At 71.3% G+C, this 25,214-nt stretch carries 25 protein-coding genes; 16 read left to right on the top strand and 9 right to left on the bottom strand.

The features are described 5' to 3' along the window. The first annotated feature begins 3 nt into the window (after positions 1-3). The 6 genes from BLQ91_RS30525 to BLQ91_RS30500 all read left to right on the top strand — a co-directional run bounded on the left by BLQ91_RS30525 (position 4) and on the right by BLQ91_RS30500 (position 6,802). Positions 4-1,803: a glycoside hydrolase family 15 protein gene (locus BLQ91_RS30525; protein ID WP_090102404.1), complete on the top strand. Its 1,800-nt coding sequence runs from the start codon at positions 4-6 to the stop codon at positions 1,801-1,803. 82 nt (positions 1,804-1,885) lie between these two features. Next, positions 1,886-2,479, top strand: coding sequence for a DUF3558 domain-containing protein (locus BLQ91_RS30520; RefSeq protein ID WP_090102403.1), 594 nt, complete (start codon positions 1,886-1,888; stop codon positions 2,477-2,479). A 152-nt stretch (positions 2,480-2,631) separates the two neighbouring features. Further along, complete coding sequence (locus BLQ91_RS30515; RefSeq protein ID WP_143022890.1) at positions 2,632-2,970, top strand: transcriptional regulator; 339 nt, start codon at positions 2,632-2,634, stop codon at positions 2,968-2,970. Between the two features lie 15 nt (positions 2,971-2,985). After that, positions 2,986-4,299, top strand: coding sequence for a PPE domain-containing protein (locus BLQ91_RS30510; protein WP_090102399.1), 1,314 nt, complete (start codon positions 2,986-2,988; stop codon positions 4,297-4,299). Then, a complete protein-coding gene (locus BLQ91_RS30505) occupies positions 4,296-5,102 on the top strand; it encodes an ESX secretion-associated protein EspG (RefSeq protein WP_090102397.1) in 807 nt (268 codons plus the stop codon). Before BLQ91_RS30510 ends, BLQ91_RS30505 begins: the two co-directional genes overlap by 4 nt. A gap of 56 nt (positions 5,103-5,158) precedes the next feature. Then, entirely contained in the window at positions 5,159-6,802 is a 1,644-nt protein-coding gene (locus BLQ91_RS30500; RefSeq protein ID WP_090102395.1) for a glycosyl hydrolase family 28-related protein, read from the top strand. Here the strand turns inward: BLQ91_RS30500 and BLQ91_RS30495 are convergent. Beyond that, positions 6,797-8,491, bottom strand: coding sequence for a hypothetical protein (locus BLQ91_RS30495; RefSeq protein WP_090102393.1), 1,695 nt, complete (start codon positions 8,489-8,491; stop codon positions 6,797-6,799). The genes BLQ91_RS30500 and BLQ91_RS30495 overlap by 6 nt on opposite strands. Further along, complete coding sequence (locus tag BLQ91_RS30490) at positions 8,488-10,056, bottom strand: type VII secretion protein EccC (protein WP_090102391.1); 1,569 nt, start codon at positions 10,054-10,056, stop codon at positions 8,488-8,490. The genes BLQ91_RS30495 and BLQ91_RS30490 overlap by 4 nt, the downstream gene beginning before the upstream one ends. An 88-nt stretch (positions 10,057-10,144) precedes the next feature. Between BLQ91_RS30490 and BLQ91_RS30485 the strand changes: the two genes are divergently transcribed. Beyond that, positions 10,145-10,501 carry a sterol carrier family protein gene (locus BLQ91_RS30485; protein WP_425412562.1) on the top strand — a complete coding sequence of 119 codons (357 nt, stop codon included), beginning with the start codon at positions 10,145-10,147 and terminating at the stop codon, positions 10,499-10,501. Here BLQ91_RS30485 and BLQ91_RS30480 read toward each other — a convergent pair. Together BLQ91_RS30480 and BLQ91_RS30475 are read right to left on the bottom strand one after the other, a co-directional pair. Continuing rightward, a complete protein-coding gene (locus BLQ91_RS30480; RefSeq protein WP_090102389.1) occupies positions 10,498-12,468 on the bottom strand; it encodes an alpha/beta hydrolase in 1,971 nt (656 codons plus the stop codon). The genes BLQ91_RS30485 and BLQ91_RS30480 overlap by 4 nt on opposite strands. Then, positions 12,465-12,788: a type VII secretion target gene (locus tag BLQ91_RS30475; RefSeq protein ID WP_090102567.1), complete on the bottom strand. Its 324-nt coding sequence runs from the start codon at positions 12,786-12,788 to the stop codon at positions 12,465-12,467. The genes BLQ91_RS30480 and BLQ91_RS30475 overlap by 4 nt, the downstream gene beginning before the upstream one ends. Positions 12,789-12,883: 95 nt before the next feature. Between BLQ91_RS30475 and BLQ91_RS30470 the strand changes: the two genes are divergently transcribed. The 6 genes from BLQ91_RS30470 (at position 12,884) to arfB (ending at position 18,306) form a co-directional block, all read left to right on the top strand. Continuing rightward, on the top strand, positions 12,884-13,630 hold the full coding sequence (locus BLQ91_RS30470) for a maleylpyruvate isomerase N-terminal domain-containing protein (protein WP_245733915.1): 747 nt from the start codon (positions 12,884-12,886) through the stop codon (positions 13,628-13,630). Further along, positions 13,630-13,935 carry a hypothetical protein gene (locus BLQ91_RS30465; RefSeq protein ID WP_090102387.1) on the top strand — a complete coding sequence of 102 codons (306 nt, stop codon included), beginning with the start codon at positions 13,630-13,632 and terminating at the stop codon, positions 13,933-13,935. The genes BLQ91_RS30470 and BLQ91_RS30465 overlap by 1 nt, the downstream gene beginning before the upstream one ends. 150 nt (positions 13,936-14,085) lie before the next feature. Continuing rightward, a complete protein-coding gene (gene purF / locus BLQ91_RS30460) occupies positions 14,086-15,591 on the top strand; it encodes an amidophosphoribosyltransferase (RefSeq protein WP_090102384.1) in 1,506 nt (501 codons plus the stop codon). A gap of 30 nt (positions 15,592-15,621) precedes the next feature. After that, on the top strand, positions 15,622-16,683 hold the full coding sequence (gene purM, locus BLQ91_RS30455; RefSeq protein ID WP_090102382.1) for a phosphoribosylformylglycinamidine cyclo-ligase: 1,062 nt from the start codon (positions 15,622-15,624) through the stop codon (positions 16,681-16,683). Positions 16,684-16,737: 54 nt separating this feature from the next. After that, positions 16,738-17,874: a SigE family RNA polymerase sigma factor gene (locus BLQ91_RS42970; protein WP_245733914.1), complete on the top strand. Its 1,137-nt coding sequence runs from the start codon at positions 16,738-16,740 to the stop codon at positions 17,872-17,874. A gap of 9 nt (positions 17,875-17,883) precedes the next feature. Continuing rightward, the gene (gene arfB, locus BLQ91_RS30445; RefSeq protein WP_090102380.1) at positions 17,884-18,306 is read left to right on the top strand and encodes an alternative ribosome rescue aminoacyl-tRNA hydrolase ArfB; all 423 of its coding nucleotides are present in this window, start codon (positions 17,884-17,886) and stop codon (positions 18,304-18,306) included. Here arfB and BLQ91_RS30440 read toward each other — a convergent pair. After that, positions 18,289-18,960, bottom strand: a complete 672-nt coding sequence (locus BLQ91_RS30440; RefSeq protein WP_090102561.1) for a response regulator — start codon at positions 18,958-18,960, stop codon at positions 18,289-18,291. The two genes, arfB and BLQ91_RS30440, sit on opposite strands and share 18 nt — an antisense overlap. Then, positions 18,957-20,495 (bottom strand): sensor histidine kinase, encoded by a 1,539-nt coding sequence (locus tag BLQ91_RS30435; RefSeq protein ID WP_090102378.1) that lies wholly within the window; start codon positions 20,493-20,495, stop codon positions 18,957-18,959. Before BLQ91_RS30435 ends, BLQ91_RS30440 begins: the two co-directional genes overlap by 4 nt. A gap of 130 nt (positions 20,496-20,625) precedes the next feature. Here BLQ91_RS30435 and BLQ91_RS30430 point away from each other — a divergent pair, with 130 nt between their 5' ends. The 3 genes from BLQ91_RS30430 to BLQ91_RS30420 are packed head-to-tail and all read left to right on the top strand — an operon-like array spanning position 20,626 to position 23,624. After that, positions 20,626-21,594, top strand: coding sequence for a Bug family tripartite tricarboxylate transporter substrate binding protein (locus BLQ91_RS30430; RefSeq protein WP_245733924.1), 969 nt, complete (start codon positions 20,626-20,628; stop codon positions 21,592-21,594). Further along, entirely contained in the window at positions 21,591-22,109 is a 519-nt protein-coding gene (locus BLQ91_RS30425) for a tripartite tricarboxylate transporter TctB family protein (protein ID WP_090102374.1), read from the top strand. The genes BLQ91_RS30430 and BLQ91_RS30425 overlap by 4 nt, the downstream gene beginning before the upstream one ends. Next, on the top strand, positions 22,110-23,624 hold the full coding sequence (locus BLQ91_RS30420; protein WP_090102372.1) for a tripartite tricarboxylate transporter permease: 1,515 nt from the start codon (positions 22,110-22,112) through the stop codon (positions 23,622-23,624). It begins immediately after the preceding gene. 46 nt (positions 23,625-23,670) lie between these two features. Here the strand turns inward: BLQ91_RS30420 and BLQ91_RS41690 are convergent, their stop codons facing one another. The 3 genes from BLQ91_RS41690 to BLQ91_RS30405 form a co-directional block, all read right to left on the bottom strand. After that, entirely contained in the window at positions 23,671-24,180 is a 510-nt protein-coding gene (locus tag BLQ91_RS41690) for a BTAD domain-containing putative transcriptional regulator (RefSeq protein ID WP_090102370.1), read from the bottom strand. Further along, positions 24,177-24,443 (bottom strand): hypothetical protein, encoded by a 267-nt coding sequence (locus BLQ91_RS30410; protein WP_143022889.1) that lies wholly within the window; start codon positions 24,441-24,443, stop codon positions 24,177-24,179. The genes BLQ91_RS41690 and BLQ91_RS30410 overlap by 4 nt, the downstream gene beginning before the upstream one ends. Before the next feature lie 383 nt (positions 24,444-24,826). Further along, positions 24,827-25,189, bottom strand: coding sequence for a hypothetical protein (locus BLQ91_RS30405; protein ID WP_090102366.1), 363 nt, complete (start codon positions 25,187-25,189; stop codon positions 24,827-24,829). Positions 25,190-25,214 lie beyond the last annotated feature (25 nt).

The raw sequence follows: 25,214 nt of genomic DNA, 5'->3' as shown, positions 1-25,214 counted from the left end.
GCCATGAAGCCCTTGGCGCTCGTCGTGCTCCTGCTCGCCGCGACGACCCCGGTCGTCCACGCCGCTCCCGCCGACGTCGTCCCCCTGCCGGCGGACAAGCAGGGGTTCGGCACCGCGAGATCGGCGGAGAGCCCCGTCTGGTTCACCCTCGGCCACCAGGGGCTCTCGGAGATCTTCCACCCCGACCTCAGCACGCCCGCGACCCGCGAGACGCGGCTGCTGGTCGACGGCAAGCCCGGCCGGGCGCGCACCGAGCCGGCCGACGACCGGTCGCTCACGTTCCGCCAGCACCTGCGCGGGGACGGCTGGCGGGCCGAGATCACCTACGTCACCGATCCGCGGCGCGCGGCCGTTCTCGCCGACGTGGACTTCCACGCGCAACGCCCGGTCCGCCTGTCGATCGAGCACGTGCCGATGAAGGACGGCAGCTCCGTGGCGAGCACGTTGCCCACCGAACCGGTGCGACACGCGCACGGCACGTTCGCGGTCGGGTTCGGCGAGGGTGTCGCGCAGGCGGCGCTGGAGCAGGACTTCCGCGTGGTGGCACGGGAGTACGCGCGGGGCTGGCGCACGTACCTGGACGGGCTGGAGCGGCCCAGGTCGGCAGACCGGCGGCTCTACGACATGTCCGTGATGGTGCTGGCGGCCACGGAGGACAAGGCCAACCCCGGTGCGTCGATCGCCTCGCCGAGCTTCCCGTGGGCGTTCGGGTCCGACCGCGGACTCGCGCCGGAGCTCGGCCCGTACGCGCTGGTGTGGCCGCGCGACCTGTACCACGTGTCGACGGCCATGATCGCCGCCGGTGACACCGGGTTCGCCCAGCGCTCGCTGGACTTCATGCTGACCAGGCAGCAACAGCCGGACGGGCACCTGCCGCAGAACACGCGGGTCGACGGCACCCCGGTGTGGACCAAGGTCCAGCTCGACCAGGTAGCGGCGCCGCTGCTGCTCGCCTGGCACCTCGACCGGCGGGACAAGTCCACAATGGACGCTCTGCGCCTTTCGGCCGACTACCTGCTGAGCTATCCCAACGCGCCGTTCAGCGAGCAGGAGCGGTGGGAGAACCAGGACGGCTACTCGCCCGCCACCATCGCCTCGGCGGTCGCCGGCCTGGTGTGCTTCGCGGACCTCTTGCGGCGCAACGGGGAGGACGCCGACCGCTACCTCGCCACCGCCGACGAGTGGCAGCGCGGCGTCGAGGGCTGGACGGCGACGAACACCGGTCCGCACCACCCCAAGCCGTACTACCTGCGCGTCACCAAGGACGGAAAGCCCGACCAGGGCACGAAGTACGACCTCGGTGACAACAACCCGGCCGAGGTCGACCAGCGCGCGGTCGTCGACCCGAGCTTCCTCGAACTGACCCGGCTCGGCGTCAAGCGCGCCGACGACCCGGTCATCCGCAACACGGTGGGCGTCGTCGACCAGCACCTGCGGGAGCAGGGCTACTGGCACCGCTTCACGCAGGACGGTTACGGCGAGACGGCGGACGGCAGGCCGTGGAACATCAACTGGCCGACGCCGACTCGCACGTACGGACGGCTGTGGCCGCTGCTCAGCGGCGAACGCGGTGAGTACGAACTGCTGACCGGTGACAAGCGCAAGGCGGCTCAGAGGCTGGAGGAGATCGCGGCCGCCGCGAACAGCGGGCTCATGCTGCCGGAGCAGGTCTGGAACGGCCGCGGCACCGAGTCGGCGACCCCGCTCGCCTGGACGCACGCGCAGTACGTCCGGCTGGCGTGGTCGCTCGACCGGGGCGAACCGGTCGAGCGCCCCTCCGTGGTGGTGCAGCGCTACCGGTGACCGTGGGCCGGGGGTGGAGGGGGTGACGCGAGCCACCCCGTTCGCCACCCTCCGTGCCCGGTGATTCGGTACGTTGACCCGCATGCGTCGACTTGCCGTCCCGTTGTTGCTGGCAGCCGTGCTGTGCGGGTGTTCGACCACCGAGCCGGGATCGCCCTCCGCGGGGCAGCGGGCGGTCGACGCGCCCGCGACCGGGTCGTCGACCGGTTCCGCCCCGGTGGCGAGGCCCAAGGCCGTCGACATGAAGGCGCTCGACCCCTGCACGCTCTACACGGCCGAGGTGAAGTCGGCTCTGGGCGTCCGCCTCGTGACGGAGCGCCCCGCCCTGGCCGACTACGGCCAGGGCAGCCGGACGTGCAGCAACAACTACGAGGACGCCACGTACTCGTCGTCGATCTACACGCTGGTCAACGGTGGTGTGGACCGGCTCAGGCAGACCGTCGGTGAGGCGGAGCTCACCCCGGCGCGGGTCGCGGGCTACCCCGCGTACGTCGACGGGCGGGACGTGTCGGGGATCGGACCGGCCTGCGATGTCTACCTCGACGCCAACGACGGGCAGTTGCTGCTGGTGAACGCCGTCGGGGGGTTCGGCGAGGACAAGTCCACGGTGGACGGGGCTTGCGCGCAGGCGAAGAAGCTCGCCGAGGCCGTCGGCGCCGTTCTCGCGACCAAGTGACGTTCGAGTAGAACTACCCGTCTTGTACCGGGAACCGGTCACCCGCGTCACGCATCAGAGCTAAAGTCGTTCCAAATGCACACGCGGCCCATCTCCTGGGGCCGTACTGAGGAGGGTGTGCCGTGTATCTCGCGGACGGTGGGGGCACCACGGTGCCTTCAGAGTTCGGGCAGCGCAAGCTGAAGGTGGAGCCACACGCCATTCCACAGGCGCGGGCCGCTTTCCAGCGCGCGCTCGACGAGTTCGACGCCAAGATCAAGGCGGCTGTGCACGAGCTGCCGACCAGGCCGTGGGCCGCGGACCCGATCAGCGACGAGACGTCGAAGGCGTTCAACGAGCAGACGAGGGGCAAGGCGCTCGCCGCGCTCGACGCCTACCGCGAACAGCTCGTCGGCGTCATCGCGCAGCTCAAGGCGATCGAGGAGCAGTACCGCCAGACCGAGGGCGACAACGAGGCCATGTGGGGCAAGCACCTGCGGGACATGGGCTGAGAGGGGGACTGACAGATGACTGAGCACCGCTTCCAGGGGTACGGACACCCCGAGCTGTACAAGATGATCAACTCCGGTCCCGGCGTCTCCGCGTCCATCCCGGTCGAGCAGGGCTGGAAGTCGATCGCCGAGATGCTCGCGCGGATCGACAGCGACCTGCACGACGGTCTCGCGAAGATGGGCGCGGACTGGGAGTCCGACGCCTCCGACGCCGCCCAGGGCGCGCTGTCGCCGCTGGCCCAGTGGGCCGGTTTCGCCGAGTCCGGCGCGACCACCATGGAGAGCTCCGCGCGCCTGCAGGGCGAGTACATCGCCGACGCGCGCAAGAAGATGCCCGAGGTCGTGCCCGTCACGACCGAGAAGCCGGGCCTCCTCGACATGGCCGCCGGCGCGCTGACCGGTCCGGTCGGCATGGCGCACGTCGTGAGCCAGCAGATGGACCACGAGCGCCAGGAGGCCGCCGCGGACAACGCCGCGGCCCAGGCCGTCAAGGTCATGGAGGACTACCAGTCCGACAGCCGCTGGAACTCCTCGACGCTCGGCGAGTTCCCGACGCCGCCGCAGGTCGTGATCGACACGCCGCCCCCGTCCGACACGGGCACGGGCAGCACGCGCGCGGGCTACACGTCGACCGGTGCGCCGTCGCCGTCCGGCAACACGAGCACGACCACCCCGTCGTGGGCGACGCCGACCGGCCCGCAGACCCCGGTCTCGACCGGCTGGACGCCGCCGCCGACGGACACCACGCACACGTCGTGGACGCAGCCGCCGTCGACGCCGACGCCGCCGCCCACGTACACCCCGCCGCCGACGAACCTGCCGCAGCCGACCCCGACGCTCACGCCGGTTCCTCCCGGCGGGCCGGTCTTCACCCGGCCGACCACGGGCGTTCCCGGTGGTGGCTCCGGTGGTCCGCGTGGTGGTCAGCCCGGTGCCCCCGGTGGTCCCCGCGGTGGCCTGCCCGGTGGCGGTCCCGGTGGCGGCAAGGCGTTCGCCCCGATGTCGGGTTCGCTCGGCGGCGGCGCGTCCGGCCAGGGCGCGATGAAGGCCGTCGGCATGCCCGGTGGCCTCGGCGGCGCGATGGGCTCCGGTCCTGACGCGGTGCGCGGCGGCGCGATGGGCTCCGGTCCGGGCGTGGGCGCCGGTGCCGGTGCGGGCAAGGCCGGTGCGGCCGGTGCCGGCATGGGTGCCGGTGGTGCCCACGGCCAGAAGGGCGAGGGCGAGGACGACATCGAGCACAAGGCGGCCGACTACCTGGTCGAGACCGACGACGTGTTCGGCGACGACCGCATGGTCGCTCCTCCGGTCATCGGCGGCCTGTCCGAGTGACTCTGTTCGGTGCTCCGGCGGAGAGGGAACCGATCACCCTCTCCGCCGAGGAGTTCGACGTGGTGTGGGACCGGATGGACGCCGGTCCCATGCCGCTCGTGCTCAAGGTCCCCACACCCGGCAAGACGCGTGACGAGCGCGTCCAGCTCGAGAACCGCGTCTACGCCCAGCTCGACCAGCGCCGCCTGGGCAACTCGCGCGGTCTGTCGTCCGAGCTGGACGGGTTGCTGCGCATGTTCGTCAGGCCCGAGCGGGAGGCCGATGGCCGCCTCTGGCTCGGTCACAGCCTCCGCGTCCTCGCCGTCGCGAACGGCGACTGGTGCGCGGTGGCGACGTTGCGCGACGACCAGCTGACGTTCCAGCCGTGGACGGGCTCCGGGCTCGCCTCCGCGGTGCTGTCGGTGCTGCCGCAGCACCCCGCCGGAACCGGGATCTCCGTGACGCTGCCGAGCGCGGACATCGAGAAGGCGATCGCCCGGACCGACGGCTCGCCGAAGTCGACCGAGGCGGCGTTCCGCGGCATCGGGCTGCGCGAGGACGACGCCAAGCAGCTGGTCAAGATGTTCACCGGCATCGTCCACACCGGGAACTTCGGTGCCGCCGCCAGGGACAGGTACGGCAAGCGCTGGCGCCCCGAGCGCGTGGTCGGGTTCTTCGACACCGAGGAGGGCCGCTACCTGCAGCAGCGCCGCGCCTCGAACGGCCAGCCGCCGTGGAGCACGTTCACGCCGACCGACGCGCGCCGGATGCTGCGCCAGGTCGACGACCTGATCGCCGAGGCGGTTCATTCCGCCGGCGCGTGATGTCTGGTTTGATCTGACCACCGCCGCCGTGGCCAAGACCCCTTGGAGACGGCGAAATGAACATCGACAGACGACGATTCCTGCTGGCCGCGGGGATCGCGCTGGTCGGCTCGCCCGTGACGGCGGGGACTGCCTTGGCAGCGTCCCCGGCCTCGCTGTGGTCGGAGTTCGTGGCGAACCCGTACGACCACCCGCAGATCCCCAACGTCGCCTACGCCGGTTACCGGACCGGTGAGAAACCCGGTCGCAGGCCCGTGCTGGCGAACGTGCTGTTCTTCGGCGCCCGCCGCGACGGCTCGGCCGACGCCTCGGCCGCGATCAACCGGGCGGTCGAGTTCGTCGGCAGGCTGGGCGGCGGCACGGTCCTCGTCCCGCCGGGCCGCTACCGGATCGACGACATCATCCGCATCGGCTACGACAACGTCGTGCTGCGCGGCGCGGGCAGTGCGAAGACGACCTTCCACGCGACCCGCTCGCTGGAGGAGATCGTCGGCGTCAACCGCAGCCGCTACGGCTCGGAGAACTCGGCGTGGAGCTGGTCGGGCGGCCTCGTGTGGGTCTGCCACCGCGACCGCTACCGGCCGTTGGTCGACGCGATCAAGGCGAGGAAGTGGCCGTTCGAGGGCTGGACCGGCAACGAGCTGGAGGCCGGTGAGACGCTCACCGCCGTCACGGGCTCCGCGGCGCGCGGAGCGTTCGTGGTGACCGTCGAGGACGGACGGGAGCTGCGCGCCGGTCAGCGCGTGCTGCTGCGCCTGGACGACGACGGCTACTCGCTGCCCGGGCACATGTGCGGCGACGTCCCCGGAACGTCCACCTACCGGTGGGACGACAAGGACAAGCTCCTGTCGTACTTCCCGTTCCTGTGGCCGGTGCGCGTGGAGTGGGTGCGGGGCAACAGGGTCAAGCTCGCGCAACCGCTGCCGCTGGAGATCCGTCCGGAGTGGGAGCCGCGCCTCACCACGATGGCGCCGGTCGTCACCGGTGCCGGCGTCGAGGGCATCCGGATCGAGATGGTCAAGGTTCCGACGCCGAAGCACTTGCAGGACAAGGGCTACAACGGCCTCGCGTTCCAGTGCGCGTGGGACTGCTGGGCCGACGACGTCCACGTCCACGACGTCGACAACGGCTTCCTCCTGGTGTCCTCCAAGGGGATCTCACTGCTGAACACGCGCGTTTCCGGCCGTGGTCACCACCACGCGTACGCGACGCGGGAGCAGTCCCACGACAACCTCACCGACGGTTTCGTGGTCGAGGCGCCGTCCGAGCCCTCGCAGGCGGGCGCGGGCAACCACGGCCTGAACGTCGAAGGTCTGTCGTGCGGCAATGTCTGGACCCGCGGCCGGATGGACCACGACGTCTTCGACACCCACCGCGGTCTGCCGTTCGCCAACGTCCGCACCGAGATCACGATCAACAACGTCGGCGCGCACGGCGGCAGCGCGAACGCGGGTCCGTTGTACGGCGCCCGGTTCGCGCACTGGAACGTCACCGTCACCAACCAGCGCGCGGGCAACGTCCGCATCGACCAGGTGGCGCCGTGCAGCGCCACGGTCGCGATCTCCGAGGTCCGCGACTTCGGTCAGGTGGACAAGCCGGACTTCACCGGCGAGCTGAACTCGCGCCTGGAGCTGTACGGCACGACGGACGTGACGCCGCGCAACCTGTACGACGCGCAACGGGAGTTGCGCCGGTCATGACTCCGCCATCCTGATCGGCAACGACCACACGACGTCGTGGAGGTCGGTGGGGAGCACGACCTGCTCCACCGACCTCCCGATCCGCCTGGTCCAGCCGGTGCCGGTGAGCTCCAGCCGGTACGACGCGTACTCGCTCGGCGTCGTGCCGGACAGCAGGAGGTGCTGGCCGTAGGTCCGTCCCGCCGCCGCCAGGGTGGCCAGGACCTCCGCGAACTCCGGACGTTCCGCCAGGAGCCCGTGCACGCCGTCGACGCAGACCAGGAGCTCGGGAAGCGCGAACCCCGCCGCCCGGTGCTCCCAGATGGTGCGGTGGCGGGCGTCGGCCAGCGTCGCGGTGCGCAGTTCGTGGTCCGCGAGCAGGTCGACGATGCCGTGCCGCACGTGCGGTGCGCCGTCCAGGCCGGCGAAGATCCCGCCGCCGTGGAAGTCGATCAGGACGACCTGGAGGTCCTGCGGTGAGTGCCGCAGCATCTGGCCGAGCACCAGCGCGCGGATGCCCTCCGCCCGGCGCCCGTCCGGTGCGACGACGTCGCCGTGCGGCCCCATCCCGTCCTGGAGGTGCTGGGACTTCAGGTCGATCTCGACCGGCTGCCCGTGCTCGTCCACTCCGACCGGGACCCGGTACTGCAGCTTCACCGGCCGCGGCCGCCACGAGTGGGCCGGCGCCTCGTGCAGGGTGGAGAAGTCGGGGACGGGCTCGGGGTCGTGCATCGACCGCGGCAACGACTCCGCCGCCTCGTCGAGGTTCGCCGGCACCTCGCAGTCGCCGATCGGCAGGGCCACGTCGTGCGGTGCGTCGAGCAGCAGCTGCATCCCGGACTGGCGGACGTCCCGCGCGATGGTGAGGAGTGCCTCGCCGAGCTCCGTGGCCGCCAGGTCGGCGAAACCGGTGACGCAGACCAGCAGCTGCGGCAGCACCTGGTCGAAGCCGCGGTGGTCGAAGATCGTCCAGGTGTTGCCGACGACCTCGAGCCGGCGTTCCGACTCCGCGCGGAGCTCCGCCGCGATCCGGGCGCAATCCCCTGCCGCGTCACGGTGATGAGCCATCACGTGCGGAGCCCGGTCGAGCCCGGCGAACGCGTCGGTGTCGTGCGCGTCGATGAAGACCGCCTGGAACAGCTTGGGCGAGTGCGTGGTCATCAGGCCCAGCACCAGGCTCCGGAACGTCCCGCGCGCGGGGGCGCTCAGGTGCGAGCCCGTGCGCCACTTCTCGTCGGCGAAGTGGGTGAGCCGCACCGCCACCGGTTCCCCGCCGGGACCCACGCCGACCGGGACCTTCCACCACCGCCCCTTCCACGAGAGCGCCTTCGTGAAGCGCGTCATCCCGTGCAGTGCCAGGAAGTCCAGCACCTCGACCCGCAGCGGCACCCGGTCCGGCAGCTCGTCGAGCGACCGCGCGGTGACGACGACCCGCACGTTCCACGCCGCCGCGGCGATCCAGCGGACGGAGTCGGCGAGCCCGGGATCGGTGTCGCTGCAGTACTTCCAGTCGTCGACGAGCAGCGTCGCGCCCGGCTCCGCGCCCCGTTCGAACCACGCCAGCAGGTTCTGCCGCCGCCGCTCGTCACCGGGTTCGAAGGTGACCGCGACCCCGGGCAGGGCGCCCCGACCGATGCGGTAGACGCCCTGCGTCCCCGCGAGGCGGCGCGTGACGAGGGCGGCCGGTCCGATGAGCGCGAGGTGGTTCACGGCAGCGCTATCCGCGCCTGCTGGACGTCGGGCCAGGACAGGCAGAAGCCGGGCCTGTCCGGCACGAAGGCCGCGCGATGCGGAGCGAACTTCGAGGTGGCCGGGTCGTCGAGCCGGAACTCGACGGCGAACGCCAGGCTGTCCTGGATGAACCGCGGCACCTCGTCCCACGTCCGCGCGGTCACGACGACGTGGCGCTCCGGGTCGATCGGCTCGCCGGGGCCGTCGAGCAGCTGGTACCTGTGCACCTCGTCCCCGAGCACGGTCGCCAGGGTGCGCAGGGTCGTGCTCTTGCCCGTCCCCGGCCCGCCGACGATGGCGCCGTGCCGCCGGTGCTCGTCGAAGTGGACGATCATGACGGCGAGGCGCTGCTCGAACGGCAGGTCCACGATGCCGATGCCCCCGGGCGGCAGCATGCTCAGCCTGAGCTCCTTCCCGCTGTCGGACAACGGCGGCGGGACGAGCGGGCGGGCGGGCGGACCGGACCCCGCCAACGCCCGCGGGAGCACGTCGGCCCATTCCTCGAGGTCGTGCGGCGGCTCCCCGGAGGGCCACTCCGACCTCACCGACGCCCGCAACCCCTCGGGGAACGAGTCCCCCGAGCAGAGCACGTAGACGCCCAGGACGCGGCCCGCGCTCGTGACCGCGTTCAGGGCGTCCGCGAAGCGGGGGTGCCGCCGCGGCACCACCTCCGCGCTGTCCACGCAGACCAGCAGGGCGGGCAGCGGTTCGAGGTCCTCACCCGCGAGGACCTTGGCGCGGTAGTCGTGGAAGTCGCGGCATCCCCCGGCGGCGCGCAGCAACTCCTGACGCCGGGCGATCTCGCCTTGGAGGCCCTGCCCGAACCGCTCGAAGGTCTCGGCGCTGTCGCCGCCGTTGAGGCTGAAGGCCATGTGGGGCGCGTGTTCCAGGCCGTCGAACACGCCGATGTCCGCCATGTCGACGCAACCGATGTTCAGGTCCGCGGACGAGTGCGTGACCATCAACCCCAGCAACGCGGTGAGCACCTTCTGCTCCCGTTGAGCCGCCGGACCGACGTAGGCGCCCAGGTAGCCGTCGCCGTCCACGCTGATGTGCAGGTGCACCGGCCAGCCGCGGTCGTCGGAACCGACGGCGACCCTGAGGTCCCGGTGCTGGTGCTTGTTGCTCAGGTCGGGCTCGATGCCGTGCAGCGCCAGGAAGTCCGTGGCCTCGCCGTGCAACCGGCGGCGCAACCGGCCGGGCACGTCCGCCCACTTCCGCGCGGTGACGACGACCTGCACCCCTTGCGCGGGACCGAAAGCGGCGATCCACTCGACGGTCCGCTCCAGCCCGCGGTCGAACTCCGCGCACAGCGCCCAGTCGTCCACCAGCAGCACCGCACCCGACGGCGCACCGCGCTCGAACCAGTCCAGCAGGCTCCGGCACCCCGGCTGGTCGGAGGGGTCGAACGTGGCCGAGACCGGCAACGGGTCCGCACCTCGCCCGATCCGGTAGACCGAGATGTCCGGTGCCGCCGCCAGAGCGGCCGTCAGCCGCTCCCTGGTCGCCTGCCCGGGACCGACGACGGCGAAGTTCCTGATCACCGTTCAGATATACCAACAGCCCCGGGAGTGCCGCTGGCCCTTCGCTAATGTGGGCGGCGTGCCAGCCAGAGCCGTCGACCCCGCCGAGATGCGAGCAGCGGTGCAGGCCGTGCTGCCGTGGCTGCGCGGTGAGGCTGACCAGCCGGAACGCCCCGTGCTCGCCGCCGCGGTCCGCCTGAGCCTGCGCACCCTGGAGCAGATCGCGCCCGGCCGCAGCGTCGAGGTGCGCGTGCCGCCGTTCGCCGCCGTGCAGTGCGTCGAGGGCCCGCGCCACACCCGCGGCACGCCCCCGAACGTCGTCGAGACCGACGCCCGCACGTGGCTCGAACTGGCGACCGGCAGCCTCGAGTGGGCCGACGCCCTGGACGGCCGGGTCACCGCGTCGGGGACCCGTGCCGACCTCTCACCCCTGCTGCCGGTCGTGCGCTTCCAGGAACCGGGCTAGAACCAGGAACCGATCGTCTTCGCCACGCCGCCGACGCCCTCGACGACGTCCCGGCCCAGCTCGACCGCGTTGCCGACGGTGTCGACCACGACGTCGCCCGCGTCGCTCGCCACCTCGCCGAGGGTGTCCGCGGCGTGGCCCGCCGCGTCACCCCAGCGGCCGTTCGAGATGTCGTCCACGACCTGGCCGCCACCGCGCCAGACGTCCTCGCCGATGTCGACGACCTCCTTGCCGGTGTTGACGCCCCAGTCGATGACCGGGCCCGCCACCGGCAGGTCCGAACCGGGCACCTCGCGCGGGGTGGGGGCGTCCTGCCAGCGCTGCTCGCTGACGCTGCCGCCCTCGCCGCTGGCGATCTTCGCGATGTTGCTGAGCGACTCGGTGCCCTTGTCGTAGTAGGACGAGTGGGCGTGCCCGATCCAGGACTCGCCGGACGTGCCGAACGTCTTGGCGCCGAACGAGGAGTCGTAAGGACCGGTCGACGACCCGTCCTTGGTGAACCAGTCACCGCTGGTCGCCTGGATGACCGGGTCGTGCTCCGTGCCGCCGACGTAGACGTGCCCGGCGCCGGCCGAGAGCTGGTCCACGTTGGACGCGCCGACGCCCGGCGAGCCGACGAACACGATGTCGTCCGCCTTGAGCCCGTTGTCCATCGCCGAGTAGCCGACGACCGTGCTGCCGTAGCTGTGGCCGACGACCGTGACGTGCGCGTTCGGGTTGGTCGTGCGGTAGCCCTCGACGTCCTTCGCGAGGATCGCGCCACCCTCGCGGGCCTGCTCCGGGTCGTTCACCTGGCCGGGCAGGAACTCCGGCGCGTCGTAGCCGAGCCACTGGATCGCGGCGCCGTTCGGTCCCATCTCGCCGCTGAGGTTCGCGGCCTGGTCGAGGCCGAAGCTGCTGAGCTTGGACGTGGTGCCCGGCACGCAGACCGCGACGTTCTCCGCCGTGTCGGGGTTGCCGAACGCGACGGCGATCGCGCCTTCCTTGGCACCCGCGCCGTCCGGGCTCCACGCGAGGACGTACGCCTTCTTGCCGTTCTCGTCGCTAAGCGAGTCGGCCTTGCCCAACGCGCCGACCGCGTCGTCCGCGTTCTTCGCCCGGCGCGCGGCTTCGTCGTACTGCGACATCAGCTGCGAGCCCTGGGCGTCGTTGCGCAGCGCCCGCTGGCCCTCCGGCGAGTCCGGGTCGACGCCCAGCTCGCGCGCACGGTCGGCCAGCTGCTGCTCGAGCTGGTCCTTCTCCGCGTTGAACCGGGCCGCGTCCTCGGGGATCCGCTTGCGGTTGGCGAAGTCGAGCACGTCGGCGGGCAGGCCGCGGAGCTGGCCGAGCTCCTGGTACTTCGTGTTCTTGAGCGCTTCCTGCTGCGCGGGGCTGAGCGACTTCCACCAGTCGGCGACGGCCTTCGGGTCGCTGCCCGGCGGCGGCACGGGAGGCAGCGGGCCGGAGGCGCCGGCGCGCTCGGCGGCACGGCTCCAGCCGCTGTCGGTGCGCGCGGACTGCTCGAAGCCCGGCGGGATCCTGGTGAGGGCGCTCGCGTACGAGCGCAGGACGTTGCCGTAGCCCGCCTTCACCTTGGTCAGGTGCTCGTTGACCTGCTGGGCCAGCTGGCGCGTCTGCTCGGCGTCCAGGCCGGGCGGACGACCGCGCCAGACGCCGATGGCCTGGTCGGCGGCACCGCGCATCTGGCTGTAGGCGCGCGAGGCGGCCTGGACGATGTCGACGCCGGCACCGAGCCGGTCGACGGCGGCCTTGGCGGCGGTGGCGGACAGCTCGGCGCGCGCGGTGAACCGGGTGGCGGTGTCGCCGACCCAGCTGCTGACCGCGGTCTTGCCGCCCCTGGCGACCGACTCACCGGCTCGTCCGACCGCGCTGATCGCGCCGGTGATGGGGTCGGCGGCGGCGGCGATGCGGCCGGCGTCGCCCGAGGCGAGCTTGCCGTACAGGCTCTCGGGGTCCGTGTAGCTCACTTGCCGCCCCCGAATCCGGAGAAGAGCTTCTTCAGCACCGCCGCGTGGTCCTCGTCCGTGCGCTGGTAGGCGTCGGCGTTCGACACCAGGCCCTCGGCGGCGTCGTTGATCCAGGCGGACCCGCGCTGCAGGTCCTGGGCGTGCGTGCCGACGAACTCCGCGAGCGCGCCGGCGAACTCGGCGGCGCCGTCGACCTCGCCCAGCGCACCGGGGTCCAGCCGCAGCATCGAGATCATCTCGGCCGCCTCCCGCACCGCGTCGGAGCCGTTGCCGAACTCCTTGGACGCGTTGCGCAGCAGCTCTGGCTCAACGCCGAACATCGCCACCCCCGTGTTGGTCCTCGGTCACTGCGACGCAGTCACATCATGGCCGGTTCCCCACTCGTGCGATGAACGTTTCGGGCACGATGTCGCTCATGGTGCAGACAGGGTGGACGGCCGAGCGGTGGACCGCTGCGTTCGTCGAGCAGGCGGAGATGTTCCGCGAGGCGGTGGCGGAGGCGGACCCGGCCGCCGAGGTGCCGACCCGCCCCGGCTGGACCGTTCAGGACCTGGTCATCCACCTCGGGCGCTTCCTCGAGACCTCGACCCCGTACCTGCGCACCGGCAGCCGCACCGCGATGCGGCCGCCGGAGCCGCGGGCCGGCCTGTCGCCGCTCGAGTACCTCGACCTGCAGATCACCGCCGCCGCGGAGATCCTCACCGCCGTGCCGGGCAACCGGCCCGTCTGGACGTTCTCGCCCGCGGCGCCCGACCTCGCGTGGGTGTGGCACCGCCGGATCGCGCACGAGACGGTGCTGCGCCGGTTCGACGCCCAGACCGTCGTCCGCCAGGTCGTGGCCACCGACGCCGACCTGTGCGTGGACGGCATCGACGAGGTGCTGACCACGATCGTCGCGGCCAAGCTCGACGGCGACGTGCCGAACATGGTGTCGGGAAGCGCCGTCGTGCGGCCGGCGGACGTGCCCGAGTCGTGGCTGATCTCCCTGGCACCGGACGAGGCGCCGCGGATCCGTGCCGCCGCTCCCGGCGAGGAGGGCGACGCGCAGGTGACCGGTGAGGCCGAGCTCGTCTACTTCTGGCTGTGGAACCGGATGAACTACAGGGAGATGACCGGGGACCGTCGCGTGCTGGACGTCCTGCAGGTCGGACGGGGGCACTGATGCGCGGGCTCGCGGTCGTCCTGACGTGCTGCCTCGCGGTGACCGCGTGCGGTGGCGGCGACAAGTTCGAGGGCGACGTCAGGTTCAAGGTCACCAAGGCGGACTCCGAGGGCTACGAGCTCGTGCTGGCGCAGGAGCAGCCGAGGGCCATGATCAGCGACTGGTACTCGGGCCGGGTCCTCGCGAAGGAGTTCTCGGGTCCGGTGGCCGTCGGCGACGAGGTCGTGTGCCACGTCGTGCAGCAACGGGTCGACGAGAAACACATCTCGACCCGCACGCAGACGACGAACTGCCACAAGGCCTGACTGGTCGCCGCGCTGGAGCGGAACGGGGTCCCGTTCTGCTCCAGAGGCATGAGCTTCATCACCTCACCCGGGGTCTGCATGGGGTAATTGGCCCCCTGCGCCACATACACTCGGAGGCGCAGCCAGCCCCGTCGTGAGGGAGCCAATTCGGTGGTCGACGACCATTCCCCGTCCGAACAGGAACCCCGTGAGGAGTGCGGCGTCTTCGGCGTCTGGGCTCCCGGTGAAGACGTTTCCAAGCTGACCTACTACGGCCTCTACGCCCTGCAGCACCGCGGCCAGGAGGCGGCCGGCATCTCGGTCGGAGACGGGGCCCAGGTCGTCGTCTTCAAGGACCTCGGGCTCGTCAGCCAGGTGTTCGACGAGCAGGTCCTGCAGTCGCTCAAGGGCCACGTGGCCGTCGGGCACTGCCGCTACTCCACCACCGGGTCCACGACCTGGGAGAACGCCCAGCCGACGTTCCGCACCACCGCCGCGGGATCGGGGCTGAGCCTCGGCCACAACGGCAACCTCGTGAACACCGCCGAGCTGCTGGAGAAGGCCAAGGCCCTCGGCATCACCAGCCGCAACGGCGCCACGACCGACTCGGACATCCTCACCGGGCTGCTCGCGCACGCGGCCGCCGACAAGGGCATCGAGCAGGCCGCCCTGGAGCTGCTCCCGACGGTCAAGGGCGCGTACTGCCTGACCTTCTCCGACGAGTCCACGCTGTACGCGGCGCGCGACCCGCACGGCGTGCGCCCGCTGGTCCTCGGCCGGCTGGAGCGCGGCTGGGTCGTCGCGAGCGAGACCGCCGCCCTCGACATCGTCGGCGCGAGCTTCGTGCGCGAGGTCGAGCCCGGTGAGCTGATCGCGATCGACGAGGACGGGCTGCGGTCCACCCGGTTCGCGACGCCCGAGCCCAAGGGCTGCATCTTCGAGTACGTCTACCTGGCGCGGCCGGACACGACGATCTCCGGGCGCGGCGTCCACGCGACCCGCGTCGAGATCGGCCGCCGCCTCGCCAAGGAGCACCCGGTCGAGGCGGACCTCGTGATCCCGGTGCCCGAGTCCGGCACGCCGGCCGCGATCGGGTACGCGCAGGCCAGCGGCATCCCGTACGGGTCGGGCCTGGTCAAGAACGCCTACGTCGGCCGGACGTTCATCCAGCCGTCTCAGACCATCCGCCAGCTCGGCATCCGGCTGAAGCTGAACCCGCTGCGCGACGTCATCCGCGGCAAGCGGCTCGTCGTCGTGGACGACTCGATCGTGCGCGGCAACACCCAGCGCGCGCTCGTGCGCATGTTGCGCGAGGCCGGCGCCCTCGAGGTGCACGTCCGGATCGCGTCGCCGCCCGTGAAGTGGCCGTGCTTCTACGGCATCGACTTCGCCTCGCGGGCCGAGCTCATCGCGAACGGCCTGGACGACGACGGCATCCGCCGGTCGGTCGGCGCCGACTCGCTGGGCTACGTGTCGCTGGAGCAGCTCGTCGCGGCCACCGAGCAGCCCAAGACGCGGCTGTGCTCGGCGTGCTTCGACGGCGAGTACCCGATCGAGCTGCCGCAGGACGCGCTCATCGGCAAGCACCTGCTCGAGGGCCTCAAGGGTGTCTCGGGCTCGGCGGCTCCCGTCCTGCCGAACGGCTATGGTGCCGAAGACGCCCTGCGTCGTCCCTAGGCACCCGATATCCAAGTGGAAGAAGTTGACGTGACCGACAGCGCCAAGGCCACCTACGCCGCCGCCGGAGTCAGTATCGCCGCAGGTGACGAGGCGGTGGAGAAGCTCAAGCCGTGGGCGGCCAAGGCGCACCGGCCCGAGGTTCTGGGCGGCATCGGCGGCTTCGCGGGCCTGTTCCAGCTCAAGCTCGACCGCTGGAAGGAGCCGGTCCTCGCCTCGTCGACGGACGGCGTCGGCACCAAGATCGCGATCGCGCAGGCGCTGGACAAGCACGACACGGTCGGCATCGACCTGGTCGCCATGATCGTCGACGACCTGGTCGTGTGCGGCGCCGAGCCGCTGTTCGTCCAGGACTACATCGCGGTCGGCCGGGTCGTCCCCGACAAGATCGCGGCGCTGGTCAAGGGCATCGCCGAGGGCTGCGTCCAGGCCGGCTGCGCGCTGCTCGGCGGCGAGACGGCCGAGCACCCCGGCCTGATGGGCGACGACGACTACGACATCTCCGGCACGGGCGTGGGCGTGGTCGAGCAGTCGAAGCTGCTCGGCCCGGACAGGGTCCGCGACGGCGACGTCGTGATCGCGATGGGCTCGTCCGGCCTGCACTCGAACGGCTACTCGCTCGCGCGCCGCGTGCTGCTGGAGATCGCGCGCATGCCGCTCGAGGGCCACGTCGAGGAGTTCGGCCGCACCCTCGGCGAGGAGCTGCTGGAGCCGACCAAGATCTACGCCAAGGACTGCCTGGCGCTGATCGCCGAGACGGAGGTCCGCGGGTTCTCGCACGTCACCGGTGGTGGCCTCGCCGCGAACCTGGCCCGTGTGCTGCCGCAGGGCCTGCACGCGCAGCTCGACCGCGGCACCTGGACGCCCGCGCCGGTGTTCCAGCTCATCGCCCAGCGCGGCCGCGTGGAGCGCGAGGAGATGGAGAAGGCGTTCAACATGGGCGTCGGCATGGTCGCCGTCGTCGCGCCCGAGGACGTCGACCGCGCGCTGGCCGTGCTCACCGCCCGCCACATCCCGGCGTGGGTGCTCGGCGAGATCACGAAGTCCGCGGAGGGCGGCGCCGCCCTCGTCGGCGATCACCCGCGTTTCTGAGGCAACCTCCTGAACCGGTCGCCGCGTAGTAAGCGGCGACCGAGGAGGGGGCACTTGGACCGGGACCGCGAGTTCGGGGAGTTCGTCGACGCACGCGCTCTCGTCATGCGCCGCACGGCCTATCTGCTGTGCGGCGACTGGCACCGCGCGGAGGACATCGTCCAGCAGGCGTTGATCAAGATGTACGTGGCCTGGTCGCGCGTGCGCAAGGACAGCGTCGACGCCTACGCGCGCAAGGTGCTCGTGCGGACCGCCATCGACGAGACCCGGCGCGGCTTCTTCCAGCGCGAACGCATCGTGGACACCGTGCCCGAGAGCGCGGTCGTGGACACCACGGCCGACCTGGACCTGCGCGAGGCGCTCAGCGCGCTGCCCGCCGGGCAGCGCGCTGTCGTCGTGCTGCGGTACTGGGAGGACCTGAGCATCACCGAGACCGCCCGCATCCTCGGCAGGACGGAGGGCACGGTGAAGAGCCAGGCCGCCAAGGGGCTCGCCGCGCTGCGCCACCTGCTGGAGGACGAGCCGGTGTCGCGGATCCACACCTCCGAGGTGATCCGGAAGGGCCGGACGAAGCTGGTGCGCCGCCGCACCGCGATCGCGGGCGCGCTGGCGTTCGTGCTGCTGGCGGGGTTCGGCACGGCCGGCTACCTGGCGTCGCCGGAGAAGGCGAGCAGCAACCAGGTGAGCGAAGCGGCCCCGGTCCTCGACGAGAACGCCCGGCTCACGTCGACCCTGCGCAACGCCGGAATCGTCCCGCCGGGCGTGAAGGCGGAGGACGCGCCGGGAGCGAAGGCGCTGCAGTTCTTCGAACGCGACGGGAAGCGCCAGGCGGCGGCGCTGCTGGTGGACGCGCAGGGCTCCAGCGCCCTGACGATCCTGCTGCACCGCGATCCCGGCGCGAAGGCCCCCGCGTGCCTGCCCGAGGAGGGCGCGGACTGCCGGATCGAGAACGTCGACGGCATCGAGGTGCGGTCCAGCCTGTTGCGCCGCGAGGACGGCCTGCTGGCGCACGACGTGCGCGCGTACCGCCCGGACGGCACGTACATCGAGATCCGCAGCACCAACCTCGGGGCGTTCGTCCCCGACGTCCCCGGCCTGTCCGACTGGAACTCCGCGCCGAGCAGGCCGGCCCCGGTCCTCGGCAGGGACGCCCTGATAAAGATCGCGACACTGCCGGGCCTCACCTTCTAACCTGGAGGCATGAACGACGTGACCGTGACTCGGACGCTGGTGGTGCCGGCGTCCGAGTTGCGCGAGCGTTTTTCCCGGTCAGGTGGGCCGGGCGGGCAGGGGGTGAACACGGCGGACAGCCGTGTGGAGCTCTCGTTCGACCTGGCTGCCTCGCCGTCGGTCCCCGATCACCTCAAGGCCCGGATGCTCGACCGGCTGGCGGGCCGGCTCGTCGACGGCGTGCTCACGATCGCCGCGTCCGAGCACCGCGCGCAGCTGCAGAACCGCGCCGCGGCCCGCGAACGCCTGGCCGCCGTTCTGCGGGCCGCCGCAGCGCCGCCACCGCCGGTGCGCCGGGCGACGAAGCCCACCAAGGGCTCGAAGGAACGGCGCATCGCCGGCAAGAAGCGGCGTGCGCAGACCAAGCGCGGTCGTTCAGGCTCCTGGGACTAACGCGTAGATCCGTTCGGGACGGCCGGTCCCGCCGTACCGCAACCGGACCTCGGCCCGTCCCGTCGACACGAAGTGCTCCAGGTACCGGCGTGCGCTCACCCGCGCGACGCCGGTCGTCGAGGCGCACTCCGACGCCGACAAGCCCTCCGGGCGCGACCTCAGGGCACCCTCGACGAGCCGCGCGGTCTCCGGCGTCAAACCCTTGGGCAGCAACGGTTTCGACGTCGGTCGAGCACCGAACACCTGGTCCACGTCCGCCTGCCCGGCCGAGGCGAGCCCGCGCAGCTTCTCCCGCAGCGCCGCGAAGTGCGCGAGCTGGTCGCGCAGCGCCGAGTGGTCGAACGGCTTGATCAGGTAGTGCAGCACGCCACCGCGCATCGCACTGCGCACGGTGTCCACGTCCGTCGCGGCGGTGATGACGATGACGTCCACGTCCTCGTTGGCGCGCAACGACTTCAGCACTTCGAGCCCGTTCACGTCCGGCAGGTAGACGTCGAGCAGCACCAGGTCCGGCTTCAGCGACGCGACCAGCCGCAACGCGTCCGCGCCGTTGTGCGCGACGCCCACGACCTCGAACCCCTCGGTGCGCGCCACGTACCCGCTGTGCACCTTGGCCACCATGAAGTCGTCGTCGACGACCAGCACCCGGATCACCAGGGCAGCCTTGCCGTGAAGACCGACCCGGACACGCTCACCGAACCGCCGCGGCGCAGGCACGCCCGTCTGATCAGCGCGAGCCCGATCCCGCGTTCGCCGTGCGATGCCGCCTTGGTCGTGAAGCCGTGCCGGAACACCTCTTCCGCGAGCTCCGGAGCCACGCCCGGACCCGAGTCGCGCACCACGACCTGGACCTCGTCGTCCAGCTGCACCACACCCACCTCGATCCACTTCCCGGCGCCGTCGGCGCTCAGCGAGCTCAGCGCGTCCAGCGCGTTGTCGACGAGATTTCCGAGCACCATCACCAGATCCGCCGACAGCGCCTCGTCGACCCTGCCCAGCACGCTGTCCGCGGCGAGCCGCAGCGCCGTGCCGCGTTCGGCCGCGAGCGACGCCTTGGCGATCAGCAGCGCGGCCACGGCGGAGTCGCCGATCGACGAGCTGACCTCGGTCCGCCACTGGTCCTGCGCCGAGCTGATCTGGTGAATGTAGTGGGTGACCTCGTCGTACTCCTTCAGCGCGATCAGGCCGGCGATGGTGTGCAGCCGGTTGGCGAACTCGTGCGCCTGCGCCCGCAGCGTGTCCGTCGCGTGCTGCGAGGCGTCGAGCTCGTGCTGCAGCGCAAGGAGTTCCGTGCGGTCCCGCAGCGTCACGACCGCGCCCTCGCCGCTCTCGATCGGCATGCGGTTCAACGTCAGCACGACGCCCTGCCGCAGCACGAGCTGGTCGACGCCGGTCGCGCGGCCCGTCAGCACGTCGCGCAGCCGGTCGTTGAGCTCCAGCTCCTCGACCGAGCGGCCGACCGCGTCCTCCGGCAACGCGAGCAGGTCGCTCGCGTGGTCGTTGACCAGCGTGATCCTGTTCTGACCGTCGAGTCCTACGACGCCCTCTCGAATGCCGTGCAGCAACGCCTCGCGGTTCTCGACCAGCGCGGTGATCTCGTGCGGCTCCAGCCCGAGCGTCTGGTTCTTCACGCGGCGCGCGAGCAGCAGTGAGCCGGTGACGCCGATGATCAACGCGATCGCCAGGTAGCGCAGCACGTCGACGGGCTGCTCCAGCGCGCCGGCGAAGATGCCGGGGTCCTCCGCACCCGCGACCACCATGCCGTTGACCCTGCGGCTGACCGGGTCGAACACCGGCACGTGCGCCTCGATCGAGTCGCCGGCCGTGCCCGTCCAGGACCGGCCCTCGAGCGCGGTCGTCCTCGTGTCCAGGGTGGACCCGATCTGCGCCGGGTCCGGCGAGGCGATCACGAGCCGCCGGTCGTCGAGGATCAGCACGTAGGAGGCGCCGGACAGGCTGCGGGCCGTCTCGGCGGGCGCGGACAGCTCGCGCCAGTTGCCCATCCGCTCCTGGACCAGCGAGTTCGCGGCCACCGTCTCGGCGACCGCCAGCATCCGGCGTTCCTCGTTCGAGCGGAAGTTGCCGGCCGTCTGGACGACCGTCAGCGCGCCCACCGCGACCAGCAGCAACGTGACGACTACGAGTTGCCAGGCGAGGAGCTGGCTGGCCAGGGAACGGCGGCGGCGCATGTCACCTCCCGTGACCAGAAAGACCGAAAGAAACCTTAAAAGCGCAAGAGCGACATCCAGGTTTACACGAGTGCAACATGTCCAACCACGCGGACGAGAGGCGGGGATCACAGTGTCGGTGAAGGTGTGGGTGGCAGTGGCGGCGGCGTTGCTCGCCGTCCTGCTCGTGCCACCGCTGCTGACGCCGGGTGCGGACAGCGGCGAAACGAACCAGGTGCGCGCGCTGCGGGTGCTGGTGCCGAACGCGCCCGGCGGCGGGTACGACATCACGGCCCGTACGGCGGCGAAGGCCATGGAGGACGCCGACCTGCTGCGCAACGCCGAGGTGTTCAACCTCCCCGGCGCGGGCGGCACGATCGGGCTCGGTCGCACGGTCGGTGAGCGCGGCAACGGCAAGCTGATCATGTCGATGGGCCTGGGCGTCGTGGGCGCGGTGTACACGAACAAGTCGCCGAACTCGCTGCTCGACACCACCCCGATCGCGAAGCTGATCGAGGAACCGGACATCGTCGTGGTGGCGAAGGACTCGCCGTACACGTCGATGCAACAGCTGGTCGACGCCTGGAAGGCCAACCCCGGCACCGTGACGGTCGGCGGCGGTTCGGCTCCCGGCGGCCCCGACCACCTGGCGCCGATGCTGATGGCGAAGGCCGTGGGCCTGGAGCCGAAGACGGTGAACTACATCCCGTTCGACGGCGGTGGCGAGCTGCTCGCGTCGGTGCTCGGCGGCAAGGTCGCGTTCGGCGTCTCGGGCGTCGGCGAGTACCGCGACCAGATCCAGGCCGGCACGCTGAGGGTCCTCGCGGTGACGAGCAAGGACCGCATCGGGGGCATCGACGCGCCGACGCTGCGGCAGTCCGGTGTGGACGTCGAGTTCACCAACTGGCGCGGCATCGTCGCTCCGCCCGGCATCTCGCCGACCGACAGGGCGAAGCTGGTCGAGGTCTTCCAGAACCTGCAGAAGACGCCGCAGTGGAAAGAAGCGCTGCAGCGCAACGGGTGGACGGACGCCTTCGCGCCGGGAGACGAGTTCGGGACCTTCCTGGACAACGAGAACAAGCGGGTGGCAACGGTGCTCAAGGACTTGGGGCTGGCATGACGACCGTGACGAAGCCGGAGCGCGGGAGCTGGCTCCGCGAACACTCCGAGCTGGGCATCTGCGTGCTGCTGGTCGTGCTCGGCGTGCTGGTGCTCACCGACGCGCTGCGCATCCCCACCGACTTCGCCCAGCGCGGCCCCGTCGGCCCGAAGGCGGTGCCGATCCTCGTCGGCTCGCTGCTGCTGGTCGTCGCCGCGCTGCTGGCCCGCGACGTGCTGCGCGGCGGCAAGGGCGAGGCCGAGGCGGGCGAGGACGTCGACCTGTCCGCCCCCGCCGACTGGCGCACGGTGCTGCTGCTGTGCGGCGCCTTCCTCGCGAACGCCGCCCTGATCGGCGTGGTCGGGTTCCCGATCTCCGGCGCGATCCTGTTCTGGGGGTCCGCCTACGCGCTCGGCAGCCGCAACCTGGTGCGCGACCCGTTGATCGCGGCCGGTCTCTCGATCTTCACGTTCGTCATGTTCAACAACCTGCTCGGAGTCCCGCTCCCCGGTGGCCCGTTGATGGAGGTGTTCTAGGTGGAACAACTGCTCGACGGCTTCGCCACCGCGCTGACGCCGACGCACCTGCTGCTCGCCGCCGTCGGCGTGCTGCTCGGCACCGCGATCGGCGTCCTGCCGGGCATCGGCCCGGCCATGGCGGTGGCGCTGCTGCTGCCCGTCACCTACGGCATGGAGCCCACCGGCGCGTTCATCATGTTCGCGGGCATCTACTACGGCGGCATGTTCGGCGGCTCGACCACGTCGATCCTGCTCAACACCCCGGGTGAGAGCGCCGCGGTCGTGGCGGCGTTCGAAGGCAATCCCATGGCCCGCAAGGGCCGGGGTGCGCAAGCGCTTGCCGCGGCGGCCATCGGCCACTTCACCGGCGGCATCATCGGTACGGTCCTGATCGTCCTGCTGGCCCCGTTCGTCGCCAAGCACGCCGTCGACATCGGCGCACCGGACCTGTTCGCCGTCATGGTGCTCGCGTTCATCGCCGTCACCTCGGTGCTCGGCGCCTCGCGGATCCGCGGCTTCGCGTCGTTGCTCATCGGCCTGACGCTCGGCCTGGTCGGCCTGGACGAGATGACCGGTCAGCAGCGCCTGACGTTCGGCTCACTGCACCTGGCCGACGGCATCGACATCGTCGTGGTCGCCGTGGCGCTGTTCGCGGTCGGCGAGGCCCTGTGGGTGGCCGCCCACCTGCGCCGCAAGCCGTTCGAGCCGATCCCGGTCGGCCGCCCGTGGCTGTCGAAGGCGGACCTGAAGCGCACCTGGAAGCCGTGGCTGCGCGGCCCGGTGATCGGCTTCCCGTTCGGCGCGATCCCGGCCGGCGGCGCGGAGATCCCGACGTTCCTGTCGTACGTGGCGGAGAAGCGGCTCTCCAAGCACAAGGACGAGTTCGGCAAGGGCGCCATCGAAGGCGTGGCGGGCCCGGAGTCGACGGCCTCCGCTTCCGCGGCGGGCACCCTGGTCACGATGCTGACGCTGGGCCTGCCGACCACGGCGGTCGCGGCCGTCATGCTCGCGGCGTTCCAGCAGTACGGCATCCAGCCGGGCCCGTTGCTGTTCCAGCGCGAGTCCGGCCTGGTGTGGGCGCTGATCGCGTCGCTGTTCATCGGCCTGACCCTGCTGCTGGTCCTGAACCTGCCGCTGGCCCCGCTGTGGGCGAAGCTGCTGCGCATCCCGCGGCCGTACCTCTACGCGGGCATCCTGTTCTTCGCCTCGGTCGGCGCCTACGCGGTCAACGCGGACATCTTCGACCTGCTGCTGATGTTCGTGATCGGCCTGCTGGGCTTCGGCATGCGCCGTTACGGCCTGCCGGTGCTGCCCGCGATCATCGGCGTGATCCTCGGCCCGGCCGCGGAACAGCAGATGCGGCGCTCGCTGCAGCTGTCCGACGGCTCGCTGACCGGCCTGGTCAACAGCCCGATGGCGATCGTCGTCTACGTGGTCATCGTCGTGATCCTGTTCTTCCCGCTGATCAGGAAGTTCCTCCCGAAGACCCCCGCCGCGGCCGCCGCGCCGGAGCGTGAGAAGATGGACGCCTGAACGCGTCGTGTGCAAGCCCCCGCCCAGGAACCGGGCGGGGGCTTTCTCATGCGGTGCGCACGATCAGGATCGCGAACGGCTTCTCGTCCTCGGGTCCTCTGACGGCGAGCTCGGTCTGCTCGCGCAACGTCGCCCACAGCTCCATCACGCGGGCGACCTGCGGTTCCGGCAGCCCGCAGATGGTCACGAACGTCCGCACCTGCTCGGGCTTCGTCGGCAGCCTGGCGCGCTTGAGCAGCGAGTAGACCTGGCTGCGCGGCAGCACCTGCCCCGCCCGCCGCGACAGCTCCGGCAGCGTCAGCCCGGACCGCGCGTGGATCGTCCGCAGCAGCTCGACGAACTCCGCCTCGGTCGCGGCCCGCAGCTCCGCGGTCGACGTCGCGACCAGCGGCCGCACCGGGTCGGGCCCGATGCCGAGCTCGGCGGTGAGCAGTGCGCTCACCTCGCGGTACGCGGCGATCGCTTCCGCCCGCCGGCCCGGCCGGGACAGCCCGGACACGAGCTGGGACCAGAGCCGGTTGAGGCGCTCGAGCGGATCGCCCTCCGGGTAGGTCATCGCTGCTCTTCCTGCCAGATCACCATCGGACCGGCGGGCGGCAGCGGGCCGAACCTCGCGGTGAGCGGCCGGCTGCCGCCCAGCGCGACCGTCACGGCCAGAACCGCGCTCGTCGTGGCGATGGCGGCGACCGGCGAGTGGCCCTGCCCGAGCATCCAGCCGGTGAAGCCGAACGCGAGCGCCGCGAGCAGCACGGTGCTCGATCCGGAGGTGGAGCACCGCCGGCGGGGGTGCAGAGGCCCGCTGTAGGGGGTCGTGGTCATCCGAAACTCCTGAGGTGGGGCCCGGCGCAGGCGTCACCGTGCGCCGGGTGGACCAGCTGAGTGGCAGAACAACGAAAAGCCGGATGCCGAGAATCGTCTGCGCGGTCAATTGGCGTTGCCGCGGACTGTGCGACAGAGCGGCTCGACCACGAGCATGTCACTCACACGGGTGATTGCCAACCGAATCATCGTCCAGGTTTTTTCCGCGTGCCGTCCATCGGCGTGCAAAGCCGTCCAACGGCGTCCAAATGTCCAGTTTTTGGCATGTTCTCAGGAGCTTCTGACCACGTCCGGGGACAATTGTTCGGAACGGCAACGTCCAATGTCGTCCAACTGTCTAGGCGTAACCCGTGTGCGGCGTTAGGCTCGCGGACGCCGGAATGCTACTCCGGTGGTGAGAAGCCCCTGGCCGAGCTTTGGACCAGCTGAGCAGCGGGGTGCGGCCTCCTGTTGGCGCGGGAGGCCGTCACACGCCGCCACTGCCCGACCCACCGCTCCTGCGCCTCCTCCGGCTCGCCGCAGCCGGTCAGGAAGGCCCTCAGCGCTTCCTCGTGCTTCGGCATCCGGTAGGTGCACATCGCGTGCGCGGAGCTCTTCGCCAGGACCAGGCCGCCGGCGTTGTCCGACACCTGCCGGAACGACAGCTGCCTCGACCTGCGCAACCCGTCGAGAGCGCGGATGAATTCGCAACCGGTGGCGGCGCGGCATGCCGTCGCGAACGGACTGTCGTCCTCGCTGGGCGACATCGTGGTCGATCCTCCTGCTTGCGGC

It is taken from the genome of Lentzea jiangxiensis (assembly GCF_900104175.1).
GTDB lineage: Bacteria > Actinomycetota > Actinomycetes > Mycobacteriales > Pseudonocardiaceae > Lentzea > Lentzea jiangxiensis.
The sequence above is the reverse complement of the archived record's forward strand: the minus strand, read 5'-3'. Positions and strand labels throughout refer to the sequence as shown.

Bases quoted from the DNA above. Each gene is read 5' to 3' on its own strand.
- BLQ91_RS30510 (WP_090102399.1), top strand. From the start codon at position 2,986: ATGACTGAGCACCGCTTCCAGGGGTACGGACACCCCGAGCTGTACAAG.
- BLQ91_RS30405 (WP_090102366.1), bottom strand. From the start codon at position 25,189: ATGTCGCCCAGCGAGGACGACAGTCCGTTCGCGACGGCATGCCGCGCC.
- arfB (WP_090102380.1), top strand. From the start codon at position 17,884: ATGAACGACGTGACCGTGACTCGGACGCTGGTGGTGCCGGCGTCCGAG.
- BLQ91_RS30425 (WP_090102374.1), top strand. From the start codon at position 21,591: ATGACGACCGTGACGAAGCCGGAGCGCGGGAGCTGGCTCCGCGAACAC.
- BLQ91_RS30410 (WP_143022889.1), bottom strand. From the start codon at position 24,443: ATGACCACGACCCCCTACAGCGGGCCTCTGCACCCCCGCCGGCGGTGC.
- BLQ91_RS30465 (WP_090102387.1), top strand. From the start codon at position 13,630: ATGCGCGGGCTCGCGGTCGTCCTGACGTGCTGCCTCGCGGTGACCGCG.
- BLQ91_RS30475 (WP_090102567.1), bottom strand. From the start codon at position 12,788: ATGTTCGGCGTTGAGCCAGAGCTGCTGCGCAACGCGTCCAAGGAGTTC.
- BLQ91_RS30500 (WP_090102395.1), top strand. From the start codon at position 5,159: ATGAACATCGACAGACGACGATTCCTGCTGGCCGCGGGGATCGCGCTG.
- BLQ91_RS30520 (WP_090102403.1), top strand. From the start codon at position 1,886: ATGCGTCGACTTGCCGTCCCGTTGTTGCTGGCAGCCGTGCTGTGCGGG.
- BLQ91_RS30435 (WP_090102378.1), bottom strand. From the start codon at position 20,495: ATGCGCCGCCGCCGTTCCCTGGCCAGCCAGCTCCTCGCCTGGCAACTC.
- BLQ91_RS30525 (WP_090102404.1), top strand. From the start codon at position 4: ATGAAGCCCTTGGCGCTCGTCGTGCTCCTGCTCGCCGCGACGACCCCG.
- BLQ91_RS30485 (WP_425412562.1), top strand. From the start codon at position 10,145: ATGCGAGCAGCGGTGCAGGCCGTGCTGCCGTGGCTGCGCGGTGAGGCT.
- BLQ91_RS30470 (WP_245733915.1), top strand. From the start codon at position 12,884: ATGGTGCAGACAGGGTGGACGGCCGAGCGGTGGACCGCTGCGTTCGTC.
- BLQ91_RS41690 (WP_090102370.1), bottom strand. From the start codon at position 24,180: ATGACCTACCCGGAGGGCGATCCGCTCGAGCGCCTCAACCGGCTCTGG.